A 23,077-nucleotide genomic window follows, 5' to 3' on the forward strand; every position below is an offset into this window, starting at 1 on the left:
GTTGAAGAGAGGTTTTTACACGGTCATGCTAGCGCAGACCTTCTCATCTCTAGCTGATAATGCCTTGTTTATTGTCGCTATCGCACTGATTATGGAACTACAGGGACCGGAGTGGCTGACGCCGGTCATGAAGTGGTTCTTTGCCTTTGCTTATGTGATTTTAGCGGCCTTTGTCGGTGCCTTTGCCGATTCCATTCCTAAAGGCCGAGTGATGTTTATCACTAACTCCATCAAGCTCATCGGCTGTCTGATGATGTTTGCTTTCCCACTCCTTGGCTTTAGTAATCTCACCAATGCCTACGTCGTCTGTTTAGCCTATGGCATTGTTGGCATTGGTGCCGCCACCTATTCACCGGCAAAATACGGCATTGTCACTGAATTACTGCCACCTAAGGACTTGGTCAAGGGTAATAGCTGGATTGAAGGAACCACCGTTATCTCCATTATTGTGGGTGTGATGTTGGGTGGCTTTTTAACACGCGACAGCGTGGCCAACGCCTTGATGAGCATCAAATTAATTGATTTCTTTGCGGCCTCACCAGCGGAAGCGGGCATTGTTGTGGTCGGCTTTATCTATTTATTAGCCGCCCTCTGCAATCTCATGATTCCCGACACTCGCTTTAAGTATCCACGTCAGGAGCGTAATCCGATTCGCCTAATCGGTGTTTTTACTGGTTATGTACGCATTCTCTGGAAGGATCCCGTCGGTCAAATTTCCTTAGCGGTGACCACGTTGTTCTGGGGTGCTGGCGCCACCTTACAGCTAGTCGTTCTTAAATGGGGCGAGGAGCATCTAGGCTATACGCTGGAGGGCTCTGCCATGTTGATGGGGGTCGCTGCCTTAGGTACCGTCATTGGTGCAGTCGCCGCCTCTAGAGTGAGACTAGAACAAACGCTAAGCGTATTACCCGTGGGAGTATTAATGGGTTTAAGCGTGCTCCTGATGAATTTTGTGCAACCTGGCTGGCAAGTAATTGCGCTACTTATCTGGGTCGGCGCCTTATCCGGTTATTTTGTGGTGCCTTTAAATGCCCTATTACAGCATCGCGGTCATGTGCTGTTATCTGCAGGCCATTCCATTGCAGTACAAAACTTCAATGAGCAATTAAATATTTTATTAATGGTAGGTGCCTATGCCGTCATGGTGCATCTGAACTACTCGATTTATACCATTATTTATATCTTTGGTGCTCTTGTGGTGGTGATGATGGGCTTAGTGATGTTGCTTGCCAAGCATAATCAAAAGGTCTATCCACAGGTCTTTTCCGAGATCGGTTCAACAGCGCATGGGCAACAGCAGCATATTATTAGTTAAAAGGCGCTTTGGCACTCGCCCCGAGCGCGAATAAGCCGACGGGCACGTTTTAAATCCTGCCAGCTTTGCGCCTTTTCTGAGCTATGAAGTAATAAATATTGCGGTGAAAAGGTTGCTACTACCGGGATACTGCCAAGCGCTGGGTGCTCAAACACGAGCTCCTGCCGTCTTAAAGCCAGTAAACCACTATCCACCGCAAGTAATGCCGCCGCCGCATCACCAAACGCCACAATACATCGAGGGCGGATACGCTTAAGTTGCTCAATAAAAATCAGCGACAATGCAGAGGTCGGATCCTTGCCAGTACGAGGCTCATGCACCGCATCATACAGCAACAATGGTAAGCGCTGAACCTCATGCCGCTGCAATGCCAATGCACTCAACATCGCCTCAAAAAGTCTATCCGCATCAACTGAGGCAGCCTCTGCTTGATGATAGCTTGAGGTACTAGGTAATTGCTCAATAAATAGCCAATCCGCCTTAGGTTCCTGCGCTTCGGCTGAAAAAATTGCCGCTCGGCTCGCCTCGCTAAGGGCACTACCATAGCACTCCGCCGCATAGGACATGAGCGCTTGCCAAGATAGCTCCTGCAAACTAAGCTCAGCGCTGGATACAGCGGCTTGTGCTTGCGTTGCCCCCTCTGATGCTGTCCTGGCTGAAGCTACGGCTGGCGTAGCCACCACTGGTGAGGATTTTGCCAGCTCCGGTAGGCGATGTCGTGCTTGTTGCAACATTTTGCGTGCCGTTTCAGCAGCCGCTTGCGCCGATTCAGCGCTTGCCGCCTCCGCTGCTTGCGTCGCCACCTGTACTGTATCTACGCCTACATCCACTGCCGCTAGCGCCTGTGCGGATGACTTGGGCACAGACTGTGTTGGCACCCTTTGTAAATTAGGCGCTAAACTCCTGCCCCACAGATAATTAATGCCTAACTCTGTCAGTAGTTGCTGCTGTATCGGATTTAAACTATCAGCAATCATGGCGCAGCCTTATCCAATGGTTCAGTGCTCACCATCAACTCAAAGGCGTCAAGGGCAGCATCCTCCGGACTAAGCTGCTTTTCCAGCACAATGGCATCCTCACTGCTACCACTAACTTCACGATAATAGCCCTTGCGCTTGCCAATCACCGCATAACGATGTCTTAAATAAAAACGCTGGGCTTGTAGATTCGAATCACGCACCTCTAAAATTTGCTTATCCAGACCATGCGCTAAGGCATTTTGCTCCAAAGTCTTTAATAATAAACTACCTAAACCCGCACCTTGCAGGGACGGTTCCACAGCAATTAAAAGCACATGCGCCACATCCGGTGCTAACATTTGAATGGCAAAGCCAACAATCCGTTGTGACGCATCCGCTTGCTCAACACTCGTCTTCTTTTGCTCAATCACCCAGGCAGGATAAGCCGCACGAAGACTATCTTTAAAATTACCCCGGGTCCAAGGGTAGTCCTGTACCGTCTGCTCAATCAACAAGGCAGCGGCGATATCCTCCTCACGCATTGGACGCAGCTGATAGTGCTCATGCGCTAGCTGAAATGCTCTGTGAGCTGCAGACGGCTTGACATCAAGCTCATCCTCAGTAAGGGATTGAGTAGCCTCCGGCAATGCGGCCGCGGGATTACCAATCAGGCCGGCGGCACGTTCTTTTTCAGTAAAGGCGACTTTGTCACGCAAATAAATAGGGGCTGCTAAATGTGCTTCAATCGCCTCACCACGCTGCCATTTATTAACTGCTAATTGAGCAATTACCCCAGCACTAGGCCACTCCGTCACTTGATCGGGTAGCACCGTAAAATCAAAGCTTTTCTGCTCAAAACTCCTTGCCAACTCCTCAGCATAGACCGCCAGTGCATTACCACAGAAAAACAAACGACGATCATCATACATCCGCTGCCCATCCAACCACATCAACACATCATTAATAGCAATAAGACTAGGCTTTTGCACCAACTTGAGATCGAAGGTACCCTGCTCACGGTCAGATACAGGTCTTAATTGGTAGATCGCCATATACGCTTCACTCATGCGCGCGTCCAAAAGTGTAACAACATAATCAACATTCACACTTTTTTTATTGTCCGCCGTGTCTTGTTTAGTGCAAGCTATCTGCTTAGTCGCTAATAAATAATCTAGCGCCAACTGGGCGGTGGCACGCAAGGAATCAATCAGAATCAGTGGCAAATCCAAACCCAATGCCATCCCCTGCGCCAAGCCACACGCAATGCGCAGACCAGTAAAAGCACCGGGCCCCTGATTAAAAGCCACGGCCGCTAGCTCCGCTTTTGTAATCGCCGCCTCAGCCAATAAGCTATCAAGCAAGGGCAAGAGTTGCTCGGCATGATCCAATGAGCCCGAACGATTATAAGCCAGCCACTCACGGGCTACCTTATAAACGCTTAGACCCTCTGAGTTAAGCTGGGGATGCACTTCTACGATGGCCACACTGGATTCGGAGGCGGCACTTTCGATGGCTAAGAGATACTTTTTCATGATGCTATTTTACTGAAAAATCACGGCTTCAGCGCAAGAACTCGCTTGCATCTTGCAACGCTTTGTTTCATCTAAGTTTTGCTTAACATTAGACACTAATCCAAGTCGTGATTTACAATTAGGCTTAACATATTTTATTTTAACTATTTACTGTTTTATCAGCCGATTTTTAAATTGATGCCCTAGTTTTAAGCGTCGATCTGGTCGGTAAAGCAGTCACTAGCTGATTAAATTTTAATCGATTATTCCCTTGAATTTTTATAAAGATAAACAGATGAATACTCAAACTACTTCCCCTCGCAAAATCCTCGTTGTTGATGATGATGCCCGTCTACGCGATCTTCTACGTCGTTATTTAACCGAACAGGGTTTTAATGTATTTGTCGCCGAAGATGGCAAGGAAATGACAAAATACTGGCAGCGTGAGCGTTTTGATCTATTGATCTTAGACCTGATGCTACCCGGGGAAGACGGCCTATCCATCTGTCGACGTTTACGCGGCGCTGGCGATCAGACGCCAATTATTATGTTGACCGCCAAATCTGAGGAAATTGACCGTATTCTCGGTTTAGAGATGGGTGCCGATGACTACCTACCTAAGCCTTTTAATCCGCGCGAGTTATTGGCGCGTCTAAATGCCGTTTTACGCCGTCGTGCTGCCGATGAGCACCCAGGTGCTCCGAGCCAGACTAACGAATCCATTGATTTCGGCCCTTATACGCTTAACCTATCAAATCGCACCTTATACAAAGGTGATGAAGTGATACCTATCACCACCGGTGAGTTCTCCGTGCTCAAGGTCTTTGCCCGTCACCCACGGGAGCCCTTATCGCGTGATAAATTGATGGAGTTAGCGCGCGGTCGTGAGTATGAGGCGTTTGATCGCAGCTTAGATGTGCAAATCTCCAGATTACGTAAATTACTTGAGCCTAATCCGGCCAAGCCTGTTTATATCCAGACCGTTTGGGGCTTAGGCTACGTCTTTATCCCGGATGGTGGCGATGTCAGTACTGAGAAGTAATACCCTAAAGGATGCATCCACGGAGCCGCTTCAAACTGAAGCGGCTTCTCCGTCCAAAACGCCTAAAGCAAGCAAGCCCCACATCAGTAGACCGCAACTGCGCTTAGGTCTTTTTGGTCGTGCCTTTTTGATCATCACGGCCTTTATGATTTTAAGTCTCTCGGTGTGGGGCATGGTGATTGTTAATGCGCTCGAAGAGCACCGTGCTGACCAACTCGCGGAACGGGCGGCCAGCGCCTTAAATATTGCCCAAAAATCCATTCAATACGCCGCCAAAGAAAATCGTTCAGCCCTCACTATCCAGTTAGCCACACCGGGTGACACGCAAGTCTTCCCACGTGAACCAGGCGACCCCTATACCCCCTTTGGCGAGTCACGTTTTGAGAGTTTACTCAAAGGTCGCTTATCGCAACTAATTCATACGCCCGACTTAATTATTGCCTCTGAACTCAGTGGTGAACAGGGCCTTTGGATAGGCTTTAGGGTAGAGGATGAGCTTTACTGGCTACTGGTTAAGTATCGACAGGAGCTTTTGCCAAACTTACTCAATGAAGGGCTGAGCTGGTTATTCATCACCCTAGGTATTGCCCTATTCGGTGCTGCCTTATCTGTTCGTATGCTGACAAAGCCACTCAAGCAATTAGCTAATGCCAGTAAAAAGGTGGCTCGCGGTGAAAATATAACCGCCTTAGCAACCGATTCCGGTCCGACAGAAATTGTTGAACTCTTTAGTGCGTTTAATCAGATGGCGGTGGATTTACGAGCTGCTGAATCTGACCGCGAGGTGATGTTGGCAGGCATTTCACATGACCTACGCACGCCCCTAGCCCGCATGCGTCTTGAGTTAGAATTAAGTGGCCTAGATGATGAGGCACGCAGCGGCATTGATGGCGACATGGATCAGATTGAACATTGTATCGATCAACTACTTGAGTACGCACGCCCAACCGGTGAGTCACCCAAAGAGGCGATCAATATCTCGCAACCCATTCTTGAACTATGTGAGCGCGATCAAGTGTATACCGAATCCCGAGACGGCACTTTGACCTACGAAATCACACCGAATATCTATGCCAATATTAAAGAGATCAATCTTATTCGCGTGGTTGGCAACCTCATCGAAAACGCTCGCCGCTACGGTCGTTCTGACAATGGTGAGCTGAACATCAGCGTCAAGCTATATCCCAAGGGACAGAGTATATTGATTGATGTGGCGGACCAGGGAGTAGGTGTCAACCCCAAAGAAATTGCCCGTCTGATGCGCCCCTTCGCTCGCGGCAATACGGCACGTAGTAATGTGAATGGTGCCGGTTTAGGTCTTGCTATCTGTAAACGCCTCCTGCAATCCGCTGGTGGTACCATCAGTTTATTACAAAATGAACCCCATGGACTCTTATGTAGAATAGAGTTACCTAAACCTAGCCATAGAAATATACTATTAGACAAAAATAGTTAATAGTGTATAATTATAACTATCAGGTCAAGCAATAGTGTTTCTTGACTGCGATGACAGCAGTATTCTTAAACCTATTTATTAAGAGGATTTTATTTATGAAAACGATTGGTGAAAAATTAGAAGCATTTAAAGTTGTTGGTGTTAAGCCAGGTTTTAACAATCACGAGGAAAATGGCGTATCAGCTTTTGAAGAGATCACTGAGAGCTCATTCCCTGGCAAATGGAAAGTTATCTATTTCTACCCTAAGGATTTTACCTTTGTTTGCCCTACTGAAATCGTAGGTTTTAACAACATCGCTTCTGACTTTGAAGACCGTGATGCGGTATTGATGGGCGGTTCTGTGGATAACGAGTTTTGTAAATTAGCATGGCGCCGTGAGCACCCTGATTTAAACAAATTAGGTCACTATCAGTTCGCTGATACGGTTGGTTCTTTAATCGACCAATTAGGTATCCGTGACCCTGAAAATGGTGTTGCTTACCGTGCTACTTTCATCGTTGACCCTGACAACACCATCCAGCACGTTTCAGTTAACAACTTAAACGTTGGTCGTAACCCTGAAGAGGTTTTACGTATCCTAGACGGTTTACAAACTGACGAACTATGTGCGTGCAACCGTCAAGCCGGTGGCGACACGCTATAATCGCCTCGTCTTTGCACCATAGCGACTGAGTTTCTCAGTCGCTCTACTAAACCTAGCACCCCTTGATAGCGAGCCTAGGCTCCAAGATTTTGTGGGTGCTTTTTATTGCCCAAAAACTGAGGGTTTCAGGTACTTTTACTTAGAGCCTGAACTATCAAAGACAATTGATTGGAGATCAAAATGGAATTCTTAAATACGATTAAAAAAGCTATCCCTGATTTTGCTAAAGACATTCGTTTAAATATTGACGGTACCATTGCCCGCTCTTCCTTAAAACCAGAAGATGCCCTGGGTGTTGCTTTGGCTAGTGCCTATGCAGCAAAAAGCAAGTTCTTGGTTGAACAATTTAAACAAGGGCTTAGTGAAGAAGATGCCAATGCTGCCTTAACGGCTGCTGCCCTGATGGGGATGAATAATGTCTATTATCCTTACGGTGAAATGGCCGGCGATCAACAATTACAATCCTTGCCTGCCAAACTACGCATGAATGCCTATGCCACACACGGCGGTATTGATAAAGTACGCTTTGAGGTTTTTGCCTTGGCTGCCTCAATTATCGGTAAATGTCATTTCTGCGTCGCTTCACACTACAAAATTGCCAAAGAAGCCGGTTGGACCACGGAGCAAATGCAAGACATTGGTCGCATTGCTGCGGTGGTTAATGCAGCAGCAATGGCGATTGAAGTCAGTGCTGAATAAACCCTAGTCTCAGCCATAACTCTTCCGTCGAGCATGCTCCGAGTATTTCATCTACTCGGAGCATTTTTGTCTGCTATGCAAGAAGCGCGAGCCTTTCTGGTATAGGTTTAAGGTGCCATTAACAGCACCACGCAATTGGCCGCAATCCCCTCTTCTCTACCAATATGACCTAGTTTTTCATTGGTCTTGCCTTTGATATTGATACAATCTTCTGCAATCTCGAGATCGGCAGCGATATTCGCCACCATGGCCGCTGCGTGTGGCTTGATCTTTGGTGCTTGTGCATGAATCGTCGCATCCACATTGACCACGCGCCAACCGGCTGCCTTAACCTGCGCATAGGCTGCACGTAATAACACCCGACTATCCGCATCCTTAAACTGCGGGTCAGTATCCGGAAACAAACGTCCAATATCGCCTAAACCAGCGGCCCCTAAAATAGCATCGGTAATCGCATGTAATAAGGCATCGGCATCCGAGTGACCCATTAAACCCTTAGTATGTTCAATAGTCACACCGCCCAAAATCAAGGGACGCCCCTCCACCAATGCATGTACATCAAAACCTTGTCCAATACGAATCTTCACTACTTACTCCAAATCCTGTGTTAAATACTGCGCCATCAAATGGAAATCCTGAGGCCACGTTATTTTAAAATTTTCGGCGTGACCACGAACCAATAACGGTTGCTGACCGACATACTCCATGGCACTCGCTTCATCCGTAATCTCCGCTGACTCCGTTAAAGCCCGTTGCAATGCCTCTTTTAATTCAATCGCCTTAAATAGTTGCGGTGTTTGGGCTAGCCAAAGACCGTCACGCGGCACCGTTTCCTGAATCCGAGCAATCGCATCAGCCGCCTTAGCCTCAGTCGCAAGCATACGCTTTACCGTGTCCGGTACTGGTAAGGCTAAAATACCACCACACTGTTGCGCTAAGCAGGTATCAATGAGTGCCGTCAAAGCCGCTGTGGCTAAGCCCGGACGTGCGGCATCATGTACCAACACCCAGTCCTCCTGGCTTAGTCCCCGGGTCTCTTCAATAGCCAATAGGGTCTGTAACACAGTTTGCGCCCGACTCTCACCCCCACTACGGTGAATACTCACCTGCGTACCGAGCTGTGCAGCTTCCGCCTCAATCAAAGGATCTGCTGGGGCCACACCAATATGCACGCCTTCAACCCGCGGATCGCTTAATAAAGCCTCCACGGAATGTTGTAGCAACGATTTACCGACAATCTTACGGTACTGCTTGGGCGTGCGATGTTGCTCATCGATAGCGCGCTCACCCACACCGCCAGCTGGAATTAATGCGATTAAGCTCATTTTTTACTCTTTTATGCGACCTCACAACTAAAACAGCTAACATCATACAACAAGCGACAGCATGATGAGCTCTGTACTAAAATATAAGCCTCGCTTTTTTAAAAGCATTGAACGCCCTCCTGCTATTTTTTTAGATAGAGAGCGTAATCCACTCACCCAAGAAATTTTCATCGCTTATAAACACACCACAGTATGTCTGCAACTTCGGATCGCCCCTCACAGCTAGAACAATCCATTGAATCCCTTTTAAAGCAATTAAAAGTAGGCCAACGCTATGTCGCACCTCGCCCTGCCGGTTCAGGCGACGCCTACTTCTTGAGCTTAATGGCTCAACAAAGCGAGCACACCATTGTCGTCTTCTGCGCCGATCCACTTCAGGCCAAACGCCTTGTCAATGAAGTCAAGGTATTTAATCCAAGTTTAAACTGTTTACACTTCCCCGATTGGGAAACCTTGCCTTATGATGCTTTTTCCCCGCATCAGGATCTGATTTCTGAGCGCCTGCTGGCACTCCATGCCTTAGGTCAACATGAGGTGGATATTTTAGTGGTGCCGGTCACCACCGCCCTAGCGTGTTTAGCGCCCGTATCATTTATTGCCGCCTATACTTTTTCTTTTAAAAAGGGGCAACGCCTTAAGGAACAAGCCTTAAAAGAGCAATTGATTTTAGCTAATTACGAGCATGTCGCCCAAGTCACTGCCGCCGGTGAGTTTAGTATTCGTGGCAGCTTGATCGATCTATTCCCCATGGGTTCTGCCGTACCCTACCGTCTCGATTTATTTGATGACGAAATCGATAGTATCCGTGCCTTTGATGTGGATACGCAGCGCAGTCTTTACCCAGTCAATGAAGTGAAACTGCTGCCAGGGCGTGAGTTTCCAATGGATGAGAGTGCACGTAACCACTTCCGCGCTAAATTCCGCGAACGCTTTGAAGGCGATCCCTCAAAGGCTATCCCCTACCGCGATATCAGTAATGGCATTGCCTTTGCTGGGGTAGAGTATTATTTGCCACTCTTTTATGCTGAGCCTGCCAAGCTATTCGATTACTTGCCAGAGGGTACCATTTGCCTGACTGTGGGTGAGCTTGAAAGTACCATTCAGTCTTTTCATGAAGATACCCGCAGTCGTTATGAGTTTTTAAAATACGATAGTGAACGACCGATATTAGCGCCAGAGGATTTATACCTGAGTGTTGAGCAGTTCTTTGCTGGTTTGGCCAAGTTTGCTCGCATTCACTGGAACAACGAGGCAGAGCATCCTAGTATCAAAGCAAGTCCGGACGTAGCAGTACAATCACGTGCTCAACAGCCCTTTTATAAGCTAGAGCAATTATTACTGCAAACAGGTACTCGTACCATACTCTGCGCCGATAGCCCTGGACGTCGTGAAACCCTGCTCCAGCTTCTAAGCGAACAGGCGCTCACACCCGATGCCAAGATTCAGTCACTAGAACAAATCCGCGCCAACAAAAAGGATTTAGCTCCTTTTTCTTTAGTGGTTGCCCCGCTCTATCAGGGCTTTAGTTTGCCCGAAGAGCACATCGTGTTACTGACTGAAGGCGATCTTTATCCCGAAACTGCCGTTTCACGCCTACAACGTCGTCGACAAGAAAGACAGAGCAACGTCGATTTTATGGTGCGTGATCTGGCTGAGTTAACCGCCGGCGACCCAGTCGTGCATGTTAATTATGGGGTTGGGCGTTATCTTGGCTTGGTCAATATGGAGGTTGGTGATGAGGGGCCGGTAGAAATGCTGAAATTAGAATACGCCGATCACAGTGAACTCTACGTACCCGTCTCCCAACTCCATGTGATCTCACGTTATGGTGGCGCCGATCCCGAAAATGCACCCTTACATACCCTAGGCTCAGGGCAATGGGATCGGGCCAAGAAAAAAGCTGCTATTAAAGTGCGAGATACTGCCGCAGAACTACTTAATCTCTATGCGCACCGTGCCTCCCGTGAAGGGGTGGCCTTTAAATTACCGTTAAGCGACTACCAAGCCTTTGTCGATGGCTTTGGGTTTGAAGAAACCCCGGATCAGGCAGCAGCCATTGAGGCGGTAATTGCGGACTTGACGTCCGACCAACCAATGGATCGATTAGTCTGCGGTGATGTGGGTTTTGGTAAAACCGAGGTGGCCTTACGCGCCGCTTTTATTGCCGTGGCGAACGGCAAACAAGTCGCCTTGTTATGCCCTACCACCCTCTTAGCCGAACAGCATGCACAAACCTTTGCCAACCGCTTTGCTGATTGGCCGGTGACGGTGGCTGAACTATCACGCTTTCGTACGGGTAAGGAAACACAACAGGTATTAGAGAGTCTAGCCAAAGGCACCACGGATATAGTGGTCGGCACGCATAAAATTCTAGCCAAAGGGACGAAATTTAAAAACCTTGGTTTAGTGATTATTGATGAGGAGCACCGCTTCGGTGTACGTCAAAAAGAAGCCTTAAAGGCCTTACGGGCTGAAGTCGATATTCTGACCCTGACGGCGACACCGATTCCACGGACCCTTGGCATGTCACTCGAAGGTGTACGTGATTTTTCAGTAATTGCAACCGCCCCCGAAAAGCGCTTGGCAATTAAAACCTTTGTCCGGCGTGAAGACAATTCGACCATCCGTGAAGCTTGCTTGCGTGAATTAAAACGCGGCGGTCAGGTATACTTTCTACACAATGAAGTCTCCACCATTATGAACCGAGCCGCCCACCTTCAGGAACTCTTGCCCGAAGCACGTATCGGCGTAGCCCATGGTCAAATGTCCGAGCGTGAGCTCGAACAGGTGATGAAAGGCTTCTATCAGCAACGCTACAATATTTTGCTGTGCACCACCATTATTGAAACCGGTATTGATGTACCAAGTGCCAATACAATCATTATTCACCGTGCAGATAAGCTCGGTCTCGCCCAGTTGCACCAATTGCGAGGACGGGTTGGTCGCTCTCACCATCAAGCCTATGCCTACCTACTAACACCGGGCGAAGATGCCATAAGCAGTAACGCGCGTAAGCGATTAGAGGCGATTCAATCAATGGAGGAACTGGGGTCGGGATTCTACCTTGCCATGCATGACTTGGAAATTCGTGGTACGGGTGAAATTCTCGGAGAAGCGCAATCCGGCAATATTCAAGAAATCGGCTTCTCGCTATACACTGAGATGCTGAATAAAGCGATTAAAGCGCTGAAAGATGGCAAAGAACCAAACTATGAATCCCCCTTTGATCAGAGCTGTGAGGTCAGACTACACGCGTCAGCCCTACTACCTAGCGATTATTGTCCTGATGTGAATGCACGTCTATCCATTTATAAGCGCCTGGCACATGCCGCCTCACTGAAAGATTTGCGCAATCTGCAAGAGGAGCTGATCGATCGCTTCGGTAGCTTGCCAGACGAGGTCAAAAACCTACTATCTACCCATCGTCTACGGATACTAGCAGAGCCATTTAGCATTAGCGTGGTGGATATTGGTGATGAGCAAGCCATTATCACCTTTAATCAATCCTCTCAGGTCGATCCGCTCAGCCTGATTGATTTGGTGCAAAAAAATAAGCACATTCATTTTAAAGGACCGGAACGAATTCAGATTGAGCTTAAAGCAGCTTGGAAACTGGAGCAACGCATCCAAGAAATCGCATCCATACTGGGTCGCTTGCAGCTAAGCCCGCAAAATGCGGTAGCAAACTAAATAAGAATTACTTACCAGATTAGGCTAGCCAGGCATAATTAATATTCCTTTACTGTGCCTGCGCTAGAATGAGCTATTACTAAACACATCTTATCTTCAAGGAAAGCGTCAATGAGATACTTGGTTTTACAGTCACCGATTTTAGACTCACAGTTGCGTGAACAAATCGCTGCCATTGCAGAAGCCGAGCAAGTGATTCAGGTGCGTAATCATGTTATTCGTTTAAACGGTTTCAATGAATCTCAATTAGCTGAGATTAAGCAATGGTGCACACAACACAAAGTAGATTGGGCCGTGCTGGATCAACTGCGTTCACTAAGCGATATTAAGATCCTCGCCATGGATATGGATTCTACCCTTATCAATATTGAGTGTATTGACGAAATTGCCGGTTGTGCTGGGCGCAAAAAGGAAGTCGCAGAAATCACCGAAGCCACCATGCGTGGTGAAATTAAAAACTTCAGCGAAAGCCTGCTCAAACGAGTGGCCCTACTCGAAGGCACCTCAGCCGATTGCCTGCAAACGATTTATAGCGATATTTTACGCTTAAACCCCGGCGCTGAAAGGCTGATTGAAACAGCACAAAAGCATGGTATTACCACCCTTTTAGTATCCGGTGGCTTTACCTTCTTTACCTCACGCCTGAAAGAGCGACTAAAGCTAGACTACGCCTATGCTAATCAATTGGAAGTACTGGATAATAAACTCAGTGGTCGCGTGTTAGGCGATATTCTGGATGGTGCAGCCAAGAAAAATTACCTCGCTGCGCTAATGGAGCAATTAGGTGCCAGTCCCGAGCAGTGTATTGCCATTGGTGACGGCTCCAATGACCTACCGATGATGTCTCAGGTGCATTATTCCGTGGCTTATATGGCTAAACCTAAGGTACAAGAAGCAGCGCGTTTTAGCATCAATCATAGTGGTTTAGATGCGGTGCTAAACTTCTTTGATAACTGATTGTCTTCAAGCTACTAACAAGTAAAGGGGCTGATATCAAATCCAGCCCCTTTGCTTTGTATGCCTCAACGCCGTGTCTAGCTAACGGCCAGTCACAACTTAATCCTCTGTTGGCGAAGTCTTGTTCTCGTGTTGATCCCTTTCAGCCAATAAGGCTTCTAAGGCAGTAATGCGCTGACGGAGCTTTTCAACCATCGCAACCTGTACATCAAACTCCTCACGAGTCACTAGATCCAATCTGGAAAAACCTTGCGCCATAAAGGCTTTGACATTTTTCTCAATATCAGCGGCTGGGCTTTTAGCAATTAAATCCTGAATCCCCTTTTGGAACTCTTCAAAAAATGACTGAGCTTTCATCGTACATCCTTATTTAAAAACCTATCACGTCCATTTTAAATGAAAAAAAGTCCCGAGGCGACTTAACACAACTCGGGACCTAATCTTATCAAAAGAATGCGGACACTATTGCTGTGGTTTTACCGTACCTGCTTGGGAGTCCGTTTCAACTGGTGCTGTAGTAGATTCCTGGGTGCTGTTGCTAATAGCATCTTCCGCTTTTTTGACATTTTCCTGAACCGCATCGCGTACTTTAACGCCGGCTTCCTTAACCTCTTCTAAGGCTTTTTCAGCCTCTGATTGTTGCGCTGCTGCTGGCTCAACGGGTTGAGTCTCGATTTTCTTTTCTTTATTTTCTTCATGCTCTTTAATGACTTGACCCACTAAGTCTGGATTATCACTAGGCTTAGGTGTTGACTCCTGTGTACTATTCATATCCGTTGTGGCAGCAGGTGTCGTCACGCTAGGCTCAATCGGCTCTTTAGGGTCAACGCTTGCATCAACACCGGTCTCGCCACTAAAGCTTTGACGTACATTTTCAAGGGCCTCGTCAGCCTTGTCTTTGGCTTCGGCAGTGGCTTCCTTAATTTTTTCACCGGCTTCAGCTGTTTTTTCTTTAGCTTCGGCGCTTACTTCCTTAATTTTATCGCCGGCTTCAGCTGTTTTTTCACGGGCGCTCTCCATCATATCTTTAGCGCTTTCTTTCGCTGAATCTAGGGCCTCAGCTGTGGACTCTTTGGCCGATTCTAAAGCCTCTGCGGTCGCTTCCTTAGCAGATTCGATTTTTTCTTCAACTTTTTCAGCGGTATCAGACTTCGGTTGCGCTGCTTTATCTGCTTGATTCATCTCTGTGTCCGGTTTAGTAGCATCGGCCGTAGAGTCTGTCGAGGTGGCAGGTGCGGTCGTGCTTGCAGGCGCTTCAGTGGCTGGTGGTGTCGCTGGCGCTGCTTTATCCTCAGCTTTATCACACGCAGTTAATGCAAAGGCAGATAAAATAGCGGCTAATAAGGTTAATTTCTTGGCTTTCATAACTATCCCCTCTCTAGGATAAATTGTTAGTACAACATTTGATGAATTAATTTTAATGAGGCATGCTATAAGTTCAAACGATTATTGCTATTGCTTATTAATAGCAATATTTATTTACTTTTAAAGTAATGAAAGCTACAATGCATCAACTCATACTTAGCGCCTGATATTTTTCGTTGTTATTACACCATTCTTCGCCTCACCTTGGCTGATAAGCCGATAAATTCCCAATATATATATCGTCAACTTAGCGTTAAAATGCTAAGATACAATATAGCCTTAATATATCGCACTATTTTAGTCGGGTATTAGAGAGTAGATTCTTTCTCACGATACGACGCTAATTACTGTAGAACCGTAGCAAAAGCACTAAAATAGGCAGACTGAGATTAAAGCAATACAAACAATTGACAAACGCTTAGCAACTTATTTATATGTCGGTTCTCAATAAAGGTAAAAACTTTGATGCAACACCCTTATGATCCACTAATTATTCGCGGCAAAAAACTACTCCCTATCGTTCAAGGAGGTATGGGTGTGGGTATTTCTGCCAGCAGCCTTTCCAGTGCCGTAGCACGCCAAGGGGCGATTGGAACCATTGCGAGTATTGATTTACGCCATCTTCATCCGGACTTACTTGAAGAGTCTAATCGAGATGCACACAAGGACAAGCACACACGTTTAAATCTTATTGCGCTTGACCGTGAGGTTAAAAAGGCCTTAGCACTCTCAGAAGGCAAAGGCATGATTGCGGTTAACGTCATGAAGGCGGTAACCGACTATGAGGTTTTAGTTAAGCAGGCATGCGAATCCGGTGCAAATGCTATTGTGATGGGCGCTGGTATCCCTACCGATCTTCCTGATCTGACGGTAGACCATCCGGATGTTTGTTTATTTCCTATTTTGTCCGAGTCCCGCGGTATTAATATTGTCTTAAAGCGCTGGATGAAGAAAAATCGCCTACCTGATGCCATTGTGATTGAGCACCCTAACCACGCTGGTGGTCACTTAGGTGCCACGCAATTAACCGACCTAGGTAACGATCGCTTTACGTTCAGCCGTGTTATTGAGGAAACTTTAGAAGTTTTCAAAAATCTTGGCTTAGAAAGTGAAAAAATCCCTTTAATTCTTGCAGGCGGCATGGCCAAGGTTAAGAAAATCCACACTGCCCTAAAAACATGGGGCGCTAATGCAGTGCAAATCGGCACGGCCTTTGCCGTCACGCACGAGGGTGATGCCCACGAAAACTTTAAAGAAACCCTGGTAGGCGCTAATCCTGAGGATGTGGTAGAGTTTATTTCAGTGGCCGGCTTACCTGCTCGTGCCGTAATGACTCCCTTCCTACAAAAGTATTTACAAAACGTTGAGCGTTTACAGGGTGCGGCCAAAGCGGATCAACGCCGTTGTCGTAATGATGTGAACTGCTTAAGTGTGTGTGGTCTACGTGACGGTATTTCCAAAATTGGTCAGTTCTGTATCGATGACAGATTAATTGACGCCTTTAACGGTGACTTGCGTAAAGGGCTCTTCTTCCGCGGCAAGGATCCCCTCCCCTTTGGTCATGAACGACGCTCGGTCTACGATACCTTGCACTATTTACTAACTGGCAAGGACCCTCAGGGCATCATGGAGGATGTACACTTAGGTCATCGCTTTAAGGAAGAGTCGCTACTAACATCCTAATAGCATAGCTACCAGCGCCATTTAGGCGCTAAGCTCACAGCTCAAAACCGGAATTTCTTTTAATGGAGACTCCGGTTTTTTATTGCAACAGCGTGAGTTAGCAGTTTGGTACGCCCGTTACAGAACGATCTAAGCATTTGCTCAAGGGCCCGACACAAGTCGATGAGCTATACTGCCACAACGACCGTATTACATAACAGACCATTACACAATAAAGCCATGCGCATCCAACTCAAGCCTTGGGTGTTGCTTCAAGCTGCGCATGACTCGCTGGCGCGTCTGCGCAATATGACTTTGGCGAATAATATGCTTTACCTCAGGGATTTGCTTAGGGCTCATGGAAAATTCCTTTAAGCCTAAACCGAGTAATAAGCGCGTATACAAACTATCGCCTGCCATTTCACCACAAATCGACACCGGCTTATTCATACTCAAACCAGTATCAATGACATGCGCAATCATCCGCACCACAGCCGGATGTAAGGGATCAAATAAATGCGCCACATCACTATCAATGCGATCAATTGCCAACATGTATTGGATTAAGTCATTAGTCCCTATAGAAACAAAGTCCACCTCAGCCAAGATCAAATCCACCACATAGGCTACTGCAGGTATTTCTATCATCACGCCTAGCTCATAGTCCTCGCTAAAGTCCTTACCCTCAGCCCTTAAACGATGAGCAGCCTCTTGCAATAAATTTTTAACAGCGACTATTTCCTGATGATTCGCAATCATAGGAATTAAAATCTTAAGATGACCATGCCTTGCGGCACGCAGTAAGGCCTTGAGCTGACTCAAAAACATCTCCGGCTGCGCTAAGCAATAACGCACGGCGCGTAGCCCCAAGGCTGGATTCACCGCAGAGGAAAACTCACCCTGCATATTTTTATCGTAGCCTAAGTCCAAGGTACGAATCGTCACTGGCTTAGTCTGCATTTGGATTAAGACAGAGGCATAGGCCTCATATTGTTCATCCTCTGAGGGCAGGCCCTCACGATTACCCATAAAGAGAAATTCGGTACGATATAAACCAATACCCTGGCCACCCTGAGCCAATACCTCCCCTGCTTCTTCCGGATTTTCAATATTACCGAGAATGGTGATGGTTTGTTCATCAAGACTCATGGCAGGCAATAAGCGATTTTCCCAAAGCTGTGAACGATCCTCAAGTAGACGCTCTTCTTTAGCCTGATAAAAACGTAAAACCTCGGCTGAGGGATTAACAACAATATCACCACTTTCACCATCAATCACAATTAAATCATGATCATGAATGAGATGACGCGCATTGGTCGCACCACAGACCGCTGGTACACCCATACTTCTCGCCACAATGGCTGTGTGTGAGGTAGGTCCCCCAATATCGGTAATAAAGCCAGCAAAGTGTGCAGCACGCAGTTTAACCATCTCAGCAGGAGTGATATCTCGTGCCACCACAATCGTGGAAACCCCTTCGGAAATCTTGGAAACCAGATCCATGGGCTTATTACCACCACCCTGCAACTCATTGATAACTAACTCTATAACTTGTCGAATATCTAAGGCCCGTTCACGCAAATAGGCGTCATCCATCGCCTCAAATTGATGCGCTAAATGCTGCCCCTGAGCACTCAAGGCCCATTCGGCATTATAGGCATTGTCACGAATTAAGACTTTACACTCTTGCGCCAGCATCGGGTCACTGACTAATAAACTATGCACATTCAATAGGGGAGCAAGCTCCTTTGGCGCATCCTGAGGAAGCTCACGCTGTAACTGATCCAGTTCATCATAAACCGCTTGAATGGCACGATCGAGACGCTCACATTCGGCATCTAACTGAGCGGCATTAAGATAGTAATGGGGAATTTCTAAATCGCTCTCATCCACGATAATGGCGCGACCAATCACAACCCCTTTGGAGACCCCCTTTCCTTTAAGCAATAGCGTCGCTTTGCCTGTGGCCAAACTCTCCATTAAAACTCCTGCACGATGCTTTTAACTACCATAGGACTATTCACCTTCGCCGAATTTATCATCAAATAGCTGCTTAATCGCACTCACAGCAGTCTCAGCATCCTCACCTTCGACCTCTAGCGTGATGGTCACGCCCTTACCCGCTGCTAACATCATCACCCCCATAATGCTTTTAGCATTAACTCGTAGCTCGCCACGACGAATAAAAACCTCACTATTAAAGCTCGATGCCAATTGCGTCAATTTAGCTGCGGCTCTGGCGTGTAATCCTAATTTATTACTAATAACAATATCAACTGTCTGCATAGTTACGATTCGCTTGTGAAAATCAATTAATCGGCTCTGGCCTCAACCAAACTACGAATACTCTTAATACCACCCTCAATCACCTTTTGCGTAAGTTCGGATAACGCATGTGCCCGATAGGCAATCGCTGATAGGACCATACCGGCATTTACCCCCCCGAGTAACTCAGTGGGTACTGCATGCTCATTTAACTTACTAGCAATCCGCACGGCGATATTAGCTGGTGTGGCACCGCATAAATCAGTCAAAATCAAGACCTTGCGCACATCCATGTCATAAAGCGCATCAAAAATCAGCTCACTGACGGCATCTGGGCAGCAATTTGCCTGAATATCAAAGGGATAAATATCTGTGGTTTCAGGAAACACATGCAAAGCCACATCCAGCAAAGCCGATGCCATGGGCTCATGGGCAATGATCGCAATACGAACCATAAGATACCTCTTAGGATGATAGGACTTGTTCCAATTGCTCGGCAAAATGATTGCCCACGTGGAAATCCGTCTGCTCCGTAATTTCAACAAAACACGTTGGACTAGTGACATTAATCTCCGTGATATGCTTACCGATCACATCTAGACCGATCAGGAATAAACCCCGACCATGCAGACGCTTAGCCACATCCTTGGCCATGGCCTTATCATGCTCACTTATCGGTTGCGCCACACCACGTCCACCGGCTGCTAAATTACCGCGATGCTCGCCAGCTTTGGGAATACGTGCCAACACATAGGGAATCGGCTCCCCGTTAATAATAAGAATACGCTTATCACCCTCGCTAATGGCAGGAATAAATTGCTGCGCCATAATGCTCTGCGCGCCATTACCAGTCAGCATTTCGATCATCGTACTAAAATTGCCGTCATTTGGCTTGACTCGGAAAATACCGCTCCCTCCCATGCCATCCAAAGGCTTAATAACGATATCCTGATGCTCATCATAAAAAGCGCGTAAACGATCCATCGAGCGACTCACTAAGGTCGCCGCGGTGTATTCTGGAAATTCAGCAATTGCTAACTTCTCGGGATGATTACGCAAAGCCGAACCGCTATTAAAAATACGTGCTCCCTGCGCTGCCGCCAAATCAAAAAGATGCGTACTATATAAATACTCTAAATCAAAAGGCGGATCCTTACGCATTAAGACAGCATCAAACTGAGCCAGCTCAGCTTCTACCCTTGGGCCGCTAAGACGCCACCAATGTGCTTGATGCAAATCCACATCCTCAGGAATCTCTATGCCTTGGGCTGAGGTCAAGACCTTACCATTAAGTAGGTACAAATCACCTTGTAAACAATAGCTTAGCTGATGACCACGTGCCAATAACGCCCGCATCATGGCAACAGAACTGTCTTTATAAGCGCTTAATTTCTCAATCGGGTCAATAATAAATAAAATATGCACAATTCGTCCTCAAATCGCTTATAAAAGCGGATAGCAAAAAATAAGCCTTAGTCCCTAACAAAATACGTAGGGACTAGGGCTAATCGCATAAAATCGCTTGTGACAAGATAGCTTAATGTCGGCAGCATTAAAGCCAAACGCTAAACTACTTCTTAGCGCCACCTGGGCTTAGGATCATCACCATCTGACGCCCTTCTAATTTGGGCATCGATTCTGGTGTACCAAGATCAACCACCTCATCACGCACTCGGTGCAACATCTGTAAACCCAGCTCCTGATGCGCCATCTCGCGGCCACGGAAGCGAAGGCTTACTTTGACCTTATCACCATCTGTTAAGAAACGTTTGACATTACGTAATTTAACCTGAAAGTCACCCTCATCCGTTGCCGGACGGAACTTAACCTCTTTGAGTTGAATTACTTTCTGCTTGGCGCGGGCTTCTTGTTGACGCTTTTGTTCTTGATAACGGAACTTACCATAGTCCATCAGACGACAAACGGGGGGCTTAGCATTTGGTGAAATTTCCACTAAATCTAAACCGACCTCTTCGGCCTGGCGCAATGCCTCTTGAATCTTAACAATGCCTAACTGCTCACCTTCAACGTCAATTAAACGAACCTCAGGGGCACGAATATCCGCATTGGTGCGGTGTTGTTTATCAGTTGCGATATTAATATCTCCTAATACGTTATTAATTAAACTAGCTGCTTTAAACGGTCACATCACGCTTTAAAGCAATATCATCAGCTAATCGCTGAATAAAATCTTCGACCGGCATCACACCTAAGTTGTGGTTACCGCGGGCACGTACAGAGACGGTACCCTCGTCTCGTTCTTTTTCCCCTACCACTAAAATATAAGGGACTTTTTGCATGGCATTTTCACGCACTTTTTTGTTGATTTTCTCGTTACGAATATCCGCCGAGGCACGGAAACCCATGTCCTTGAGACGTGCTACCACTGCCATGGCATAGTCATCGTACTGACCTGAAATCGTACAGACCCGAACATGTTCAGGGGCCAACCACGGTGGCATGGCACCGGCATAATGCTCAATCAACATCCCAATAAAGCGCTCTAAAGAACCTAGGATAGCACGGTGTAGCATCACCGGGGTCTGGCGCGTATCATCGGCAGCCACAAACTCCGCACCCAAACGCTTAGGCATGGAGAAGTCTACCTGAATTGTACCGCACTGCCAATGACGACCGATAGCATCTCTCAGTGTATACTCAATCTTAGGACCGTAGAAAGCGCCCTCACCCGGTGAAATTTCAAACTCACAACCGGATTTCTTTAAACTCTCCATCAAGGCCGCTTCGGACTTATCCCATACCTCATCGCTACCAATACGCTTTTCAGGTCGTGTTGCTACCTTAAATAATACCTCGGTAAAGCCAAAATCACGGTAAACCTGCTGCAGCAATTCGGTAAACTTAGCACATTCCTCCTGCAACTGCTCCTCAGTACAGAAAATATGACCGTCATCCTGAGTAAAGCCGCGCACCCGCATCAAACCGTGCAGTGAGCCAGAGGGCTCATTACGGTGACATTGACCGAACTCACCATAGCGAATCGGCAACTCACGATAGGAGTGTAAGCCTGAATTAAAAATCTGCACATGGCCCGGACAGTTCATCGGCTTTAATCCGTAGACACGGTTCTCCGACTCGGTGGTGAACATATTATCCTGATAGTTGTCCCAGTGACCAGTCTTTTTCCACAGTGAGACATCAAGAATCTGCGGTGCCTTCACCTCTTGGTAGCCATTATCCACGTAGACACGACGCATGTACTGCTCGACCTGCTGCCAGATTTGCCAACCCTTGGCGTGCCAGAAAATCAGTCCTGGCGCCTCGTCTTGGAAGTGGAATAAGTCCAACTCACGGCCTAATTTACGATGATCGCGCTTTTCGGCCTCTTCAAGCATTTGCAAGTAATTATCCTGATCCTGCTTCGTCGCCCAGGCGGTACCATAAATGCGCTGTAACATCTCGTTATTCGAGTCACCACGCCAGTATGCGCCAGCCACCTTCATCAACTTAAAGACTTTGAGCTTACCGGTTGAAGGTACGTGAGGGCCACGACATAAATCGATAAACTCACCCTCACGGTATAAAGAAATCGGCTCATCGCTAGGAATCGAAGCAATAATCTCAGCCTTATAGTCCTCACCGATGCTCTTAAAGAAACTTACCGCCTCTTGGCGATCCCAAAGCTCACGCGTCACCACCTCATCCTTGGTAGCGAGCTCGTGCATTTTCTTTTCAATCTTTGCTAGATCCTCAGGCGTAAAAGGACGCTCATAAGCAAAATCATAATAGAAGCCATTATCAATGACGGGACCAATGGTCACCTGTGCTTCAGGATAGAGCTCTTGTACTGCATAGGCCATCAAATGCGCAGTCGAGTGACGGATAATGTCCAAACCCTCTGCATCCTTGGCCGTAATAATCGATAAGGCCACATCCTCGTCGATCACATAACTGGTATCAACTAAACGGCCTTCGCTCTCCGTCTTGCTCGTCTGCTGCTCAGCGCTAGGGGTAATTTTACCGGCCAAGGCGGCCTTGGCTAGACCAGAGCCGATAGAGGCAGCGACCTCATGCACAGTAACGGGTTGCTCAAACTGTTTGATAGAACCGTCGGGTAAGCTTATATGAATCATTATGAACCTTAAAACACAAAAACGCGAACACAAAGGATCCGCGCCGCAAAGAAAAAGGATCTTCGCACAAATTAGCACTCGCTATTTTAACAC

20 protein-coding genes are annotated in these 23,077 nt (G+C 47.1%); 8 read left to right on the forward strand and 12 right to left on the reverse strand.

Annotation, left to right across the window (positions count from 1 at the left end; genetic code table 11):
- The first annotated feature begins 1 nt into the window (after window position 1).
- On the forward strand, window positions 2-1,315 hold the full coding sequence (gene lplT / locus HMPREF3144_RS06185; protein WP_048768436.1) for a lysophospholipid transporter LplT: 1,314 nt from the start codon (window positions 2-4) through the stop codon (window positions 1,313-1,315).
- Here the strand turns inward: lplT and HMPREF3144_RS06190 are convergent.
- Window positions 1,312-2,292 carry a uracil-DNA glycosylase family protein gene (locus HMPREF3144_RS06190; protein ID WP_070476958.1) on the reverse strand — a complete coding sequence of 327 codons (981 nt, stop codon included), beginning with the start codon at window positions 2,290-2,292 and terminating at the stop codon, window positions 1,312-1,314. The two genes, lplT and HMPREF3144_RS06190, sit on opposite strands and share 4 nt — an antisense overlap.
- A complete protein-coding gene (tsaB, locus tag HMPREF3144_RS06195; RefSeq protein ID WP_070476959.1) occupies window positions 2,289-3,806 on the reverse strand; it encodes a tRNA (adenosine(37)-N6)-threonylcarbamoyltransferase complex dimerization subunit type 1 TsaB in 1,518 nt (505 codons plus the stop codon). Before tsaB ends, HMPREF3144_RS06190 begins: the two co-directional genes overlap by 4 nt.
- Before the next feature lie 274 nt (window positions 3,807-4,080).
- Here tsaB and ompR point away from each other — a divergent pair, with 274 nt between their 5' ends.
- The 4 genes from ompR to HMPREF3144_RS06215 all read left to right on the forward strand — a co-directional run bounded on the left by ompR (window position 4,081) and on the right by HMPREF3144_RS06215 (window position 7,626).
- Complete coding sequence (gene ompR, locus HMPREF3144_RS06200; RefSeq protein WP_018026335.1) at window positions 4,081-4,827, forward strand: osmolarity response regulator transcription factor OmpR; 747 nt, start codon at window positions 4,081-4,083, stop codon at window positions 4,825-4,827.
- Window positions 4,808-6,283: an ATP-binding protein gene (locus tag HMPREF3144_RS06205; protein WP_102705629.1), complete on the forward strand. Its 1,476-nt coding sequence runs from the start codon at window positions 4,808-4,810 to the stop codon at window positions 6,281-6,283. Before ompR ends, HMPREF3144_RS06205 begins: the two co-directional genes overlap by 20 nt.
- A gap of 95 nt (window positions 6,284-6,378) precedes the next feature.
- Complete coding sequence (locus HMPREF3144_RS06210; protein WP_018026333.1) at window positions 6,379-6,927, forward strand: peroxiredoxin; 549 nt, start codon at window positions 6,379-6,381, stop codon at window positions 6,925-6,927.
- Between the two features lie 180 nt (window positions 6,928-7,107).
- Window positions 7,108-7,626 (forward strand): carboxymuconolactone decarboxylase family protein, encoded by a 519-nt coding sequence (locus HMPREF3144_RS06215; protein WP_070476960.1) that lies wholly within the window; start codon window positions 7,108-7,110, stop codon window positions 7,624-7,626.
- Window positions 7,627-7,733: 107 nt separating this feature from the next.
- Here HMPREF3144_RS06215 and ispF read toward each other — a convergent pair whose 3' ends face one another.
- Complete coding sequence (gene ispF, locus HMPREF3144_RS06220; protein WP_070476961.1) at window positions 7,734-8,213, reverse strand: 2-C-methyl-D-erythritol 2,4-cyclodiphosphate synthase; 480 nt, start codon at window positions 8,211-8,213, stop codon at window positions 7,734-7,736.
- Between the two features lie 3 nt (window positions 8,214-8,216).
- On the reverse strand, window positions 8,217-8,951 hold the full coding sequence (gene ispD, locus HMPREF3144_RS06225; RefSeq protein ID WP_018026330.1) for a 2-C-methyl-D-erythritol 4-phosphate cytidylyltransferase: 735 nt from the start codon (window positions 8,949-8,951) through the stop codon (window positions 8,217-8,219).
- 192 nt (window positions 8,952-9,143) lie between these two features.
- Between ispD and mfd the strand changes: the two genes are divergently transcribed.
- Window positions 9,144-12,641 (forward strand): transcription-repair coupling factor, encoded by a 3,498-nt coding sequence (mfd, locus tag HMPREF3144_RS06230; RefSeq protein ID WP_070476963.1) that lies wholly within the window; start codon window positions 9,144-9,146, stop codon window positions 12,639-12,641.
- A gap of 111 nt (window positions 12,642-12,752) precedes the next feature.
- Entirely contained in the window at window positions 12,753-13,598 is an 846-nt protein-coding gene (gene serB / locus HMPREF3144_RS06235; protein WP_018026328.1) for a phosphoserine phosphatase SerB, read from the forward strand.
- Window positions 13,599-13,697: 99 nt separating this feature from the next.
- On the opposite strand, the gene HMPREF3144_RS06240 is transcribed toward serB, so the two are convergent.
- The gene (locus HMPREF3144_RS06240; protein WP_018026327.1) at window positions 13,698-13,955 is read right to left on the reverse strand and encodes an accessory factor UbiK family protein; all 258 of its coding nucleotides are present in this window, start codon (window positions 13,953-13,955) and stop codon (window positions 13,698-13,700) included.
- A 105-nt stretch (window positions 13,956-14,060) separates the two neighbouring features.
- On the reverse strand, window positions 14,061-14,963 hold the full coding sequence (locus HMPREF3144_RS06245) for a prolipoprotein diacylglyceryl transferase (RefSeq protein ID WP_070476965.1): 903 nt from the start codon (window positions 14,961-14,963) through the stop codon (window positions 14,061-14,063).
- A gap of 465 nt (window positions 14,964-15,428) precedes the next feature.
- Between HMPREF3144_RS06245 and HMPREF3144_RS06250 the strand changes: the two genes are divergently transcribed.
- The gene (locus HMPREF3144_RS06250) at window positions 15,429-16,646 is read left to right on the forward strand and encodes an NAD(P)H-dependent flavin oxidoreductase (RefSeq protein ID WP_036557209.1); all 1,218 of its coding nucleotides are present in this window, start codon (window positions 15,429-15,431) and stop codon (window positions 16,644-16,646) included.
- A 204-nt stretch (window positions 16,647-16,850) separates the two neighbouring features.
- Here HMPREF3144_RS06250 and ptsP read toward each other — a convergent pair whose 3' ends face one another.
- The 6 genes from ptsP to thrS all read right to left on the reverse strand — a co-directional run bounded on the left by ptsP (window position 16,851) and on the right by thrS (window position 22,984).
- Window positions 16,851-18,605 (reverse strand): phosphoenolpyruvate--protein phosphotransferase, encoded by a 1,755-nt coding sequence (ptsP, locus tag HMPREF3144_RS06255; RefSeq protein ID WP_070476967.1) that lies wholly within the window; start codon window positions 18,603-18,605, stop codon window positions 16,851-16,853.
- 36 nt (window positions 18,606-18,641) lie between these two features.
- The gene (locus tag HMPREF3144_RS06260; protein ID WP_018026322.1) at window positions 18,642-18,911 is read right to left on the reverse strand and encodes an HPr family phosphocarrier protein; all 270 of its coding nucleotides are present in this window, start codon (window positions 18,909-18,911) and stop codon (window positions 18,642-18,644) included.
- A 26-nt stretch (window positions 18,912-18,937) separates the two neighbouring features.
- The gene (locus HMPREF3144_RS06265; protein ID WP_070470350.1) at window positions 18,938-19,345 is read right to left on the reverse strand and encodes a PTS sugar transporter subunit IIA; all 408 of its coding nucleotides are present in this window, start codon (window positions 19,343-19,345) and stop codon (window positions 18,938-18,940) included.
- A 10-nt stretch (window positions 19,346-19,355) separates the two neighbouring features.
- Window positions 19,356-20,315: a glutathione synthase gene (gene gshB / locus HMPREF3144_RS06270; RefSeq protein ID WP_070476969.1), complete on the reverse strand. Its 960-nt coding sequence runs from the start codon at window positions 20,313-20,315 to the stop codon at window positions 19,356-19,358.
- 145 nt (window positions 20,316-20,460) lie between these two features.
- Window positions 20,461-21,012: a translation initiation factor IF-3 gene (gene infC / locus HMPREF3144_RS06275; protein ID WP_225792292.1), complete on the reverse strand. Its 552-nt coding sequence runs from the start codon at window positions 21,010-21,012 to the stop codon at window positions 20,461-20,463.
- Window positions 21,013-21,025: 13 nt separating this feature from the next.
- Window positions 21,026-22,984, reverse strand: coding sequence for a threonine--tRNA ligase (gene thrS, locus HMPREF3144_RS06280; protein WP_070476971.1), 1,959 nt, complete (start codon window positions 22,982-22,984; stop codon window positions 21,026-21,028).
- Between the last annotated feature and the right edge of the window lie 93 nt (window positions 22,985-23,077).

It is taken from the genome of Oligella sp. HMSC05A10, from assembly GCF_001808335.1.
Lineage (GTDB): Bacteria > Pseudomonadota > Gammaproteobacteria > Burkholderiales > Burkholderiaceae_B > Oligella > Oligella urethralis.

Bases quoted from the DNA above. Each gene is read 5' to 3' on its own strand.
- HMPREF3144_RS06190 (WP_070476958.1), bottom strand. From the start codon at position 2,292: ATGATTGCTGATAGTTTAAATCCGATACAGCAGCAACTACTGACAGAG.
- tsaB (WP_070476959.1), bottom strand. From the start codon at position 3,806: ATGAAAAAGTATCTCTTAGCCATCGAAAGTGCCGCCTCCGAATCCAGT.
- ompR (WP_018026335.1), top strand. From the start codon at position 4,081: ATGAATACTCAAACTACTTCCCCTCGCAAAATCCTCGTTGTTGATGAT.
- HMPREF3144_RS06205 (WP_102705629.1), top strand. From the start codon at position 4,808: ATGTCAGTACTGAGAAGTAATACCCTAAAGGATGCATCCACGGAGCCG.
- HMPREF3144_RS06210 (WP_018026333.1), top strand. From the start codon at position 6,379: ATGAAAACGATTGGTGAAAAATTAGAAGCATTTAAAGTTGTTGGTGTT.
- HMPREF3144_RS06215 (WP_070476960.1), top strand. From the start codon at position 7,108: ATGGAATTCTTAAATACGATTAAAAAAGCTATCCCTGATTTTGCTAAA.
- ispD (WP_018026330.1), bottom strand. From the start codon at position 8,951: ATGAGCTTAATCGCATTAATTCCAGCTGGCGGTGTGGGTGAGCGCGCT.
- mfd (WP_070476963.1), top strand. From the start codon at position 9,144: ATGTCTGCAACTTCGGATCGCCCCTCACAGCTAGAACAATCCATTGAA.
- serB (WP_018026328.1), top strand. From the start codon at position 12,753: ATGAGATACTTGGTTTTACAGTCACCGATTTTAGACTCACAGTTGCGT.
- HMPREF3144_RS06240 (WP_018026327.1), bottom strand. From the start codon at position 13,955: ATGAAAGCTCAGTCATTTTTTGAAGAGTTCCAAAAGGGGATTCAGGAT.
- HMPREF3144_RS06245 (WP_070476965.1), bottom strand. From the start codon at position 14,963: ATGAAAGCCAAGAAATTAACCTTATTAGCCGCTATTTTATCTGCCTTT.
- HMPREF3144_RS06250 (WP_036557209.1), top strand. From the start codon at position 15,429: ATGCAACACCCTTATGATCCACTAATTATTCGCGGCAAAAAACTACTC.
- ptsP (WP_070476967.1), bottom strand. From the start codon at position 18,605: ATGGAGAGTTTGGCCACAGGCAAAGCGACGCTATTGCTTAAAGGAAAG.
- HMPREF3144_RS06260 (WP_018026322.1), bottom strand. From the start codon at position 18,911: ATGCAGACAGTTGATATTGTTATTAGTAATAAATTAGGATTACACGCC.
- HMPREF3144_RS06265 (WP_070470350.1), bottom strand. From the start codon at position 19,345: ATGGTTCGTATTGCGATCATTGCCCATGAGCCCATGGCATCGGCTTTG.
- thrS (WP_070476971.1), bottom strand. From the start codon at position 22,984: ATGATTCATATAAGCTTACCCGACGGTTCTATCAAACAGTTTGAGCAA.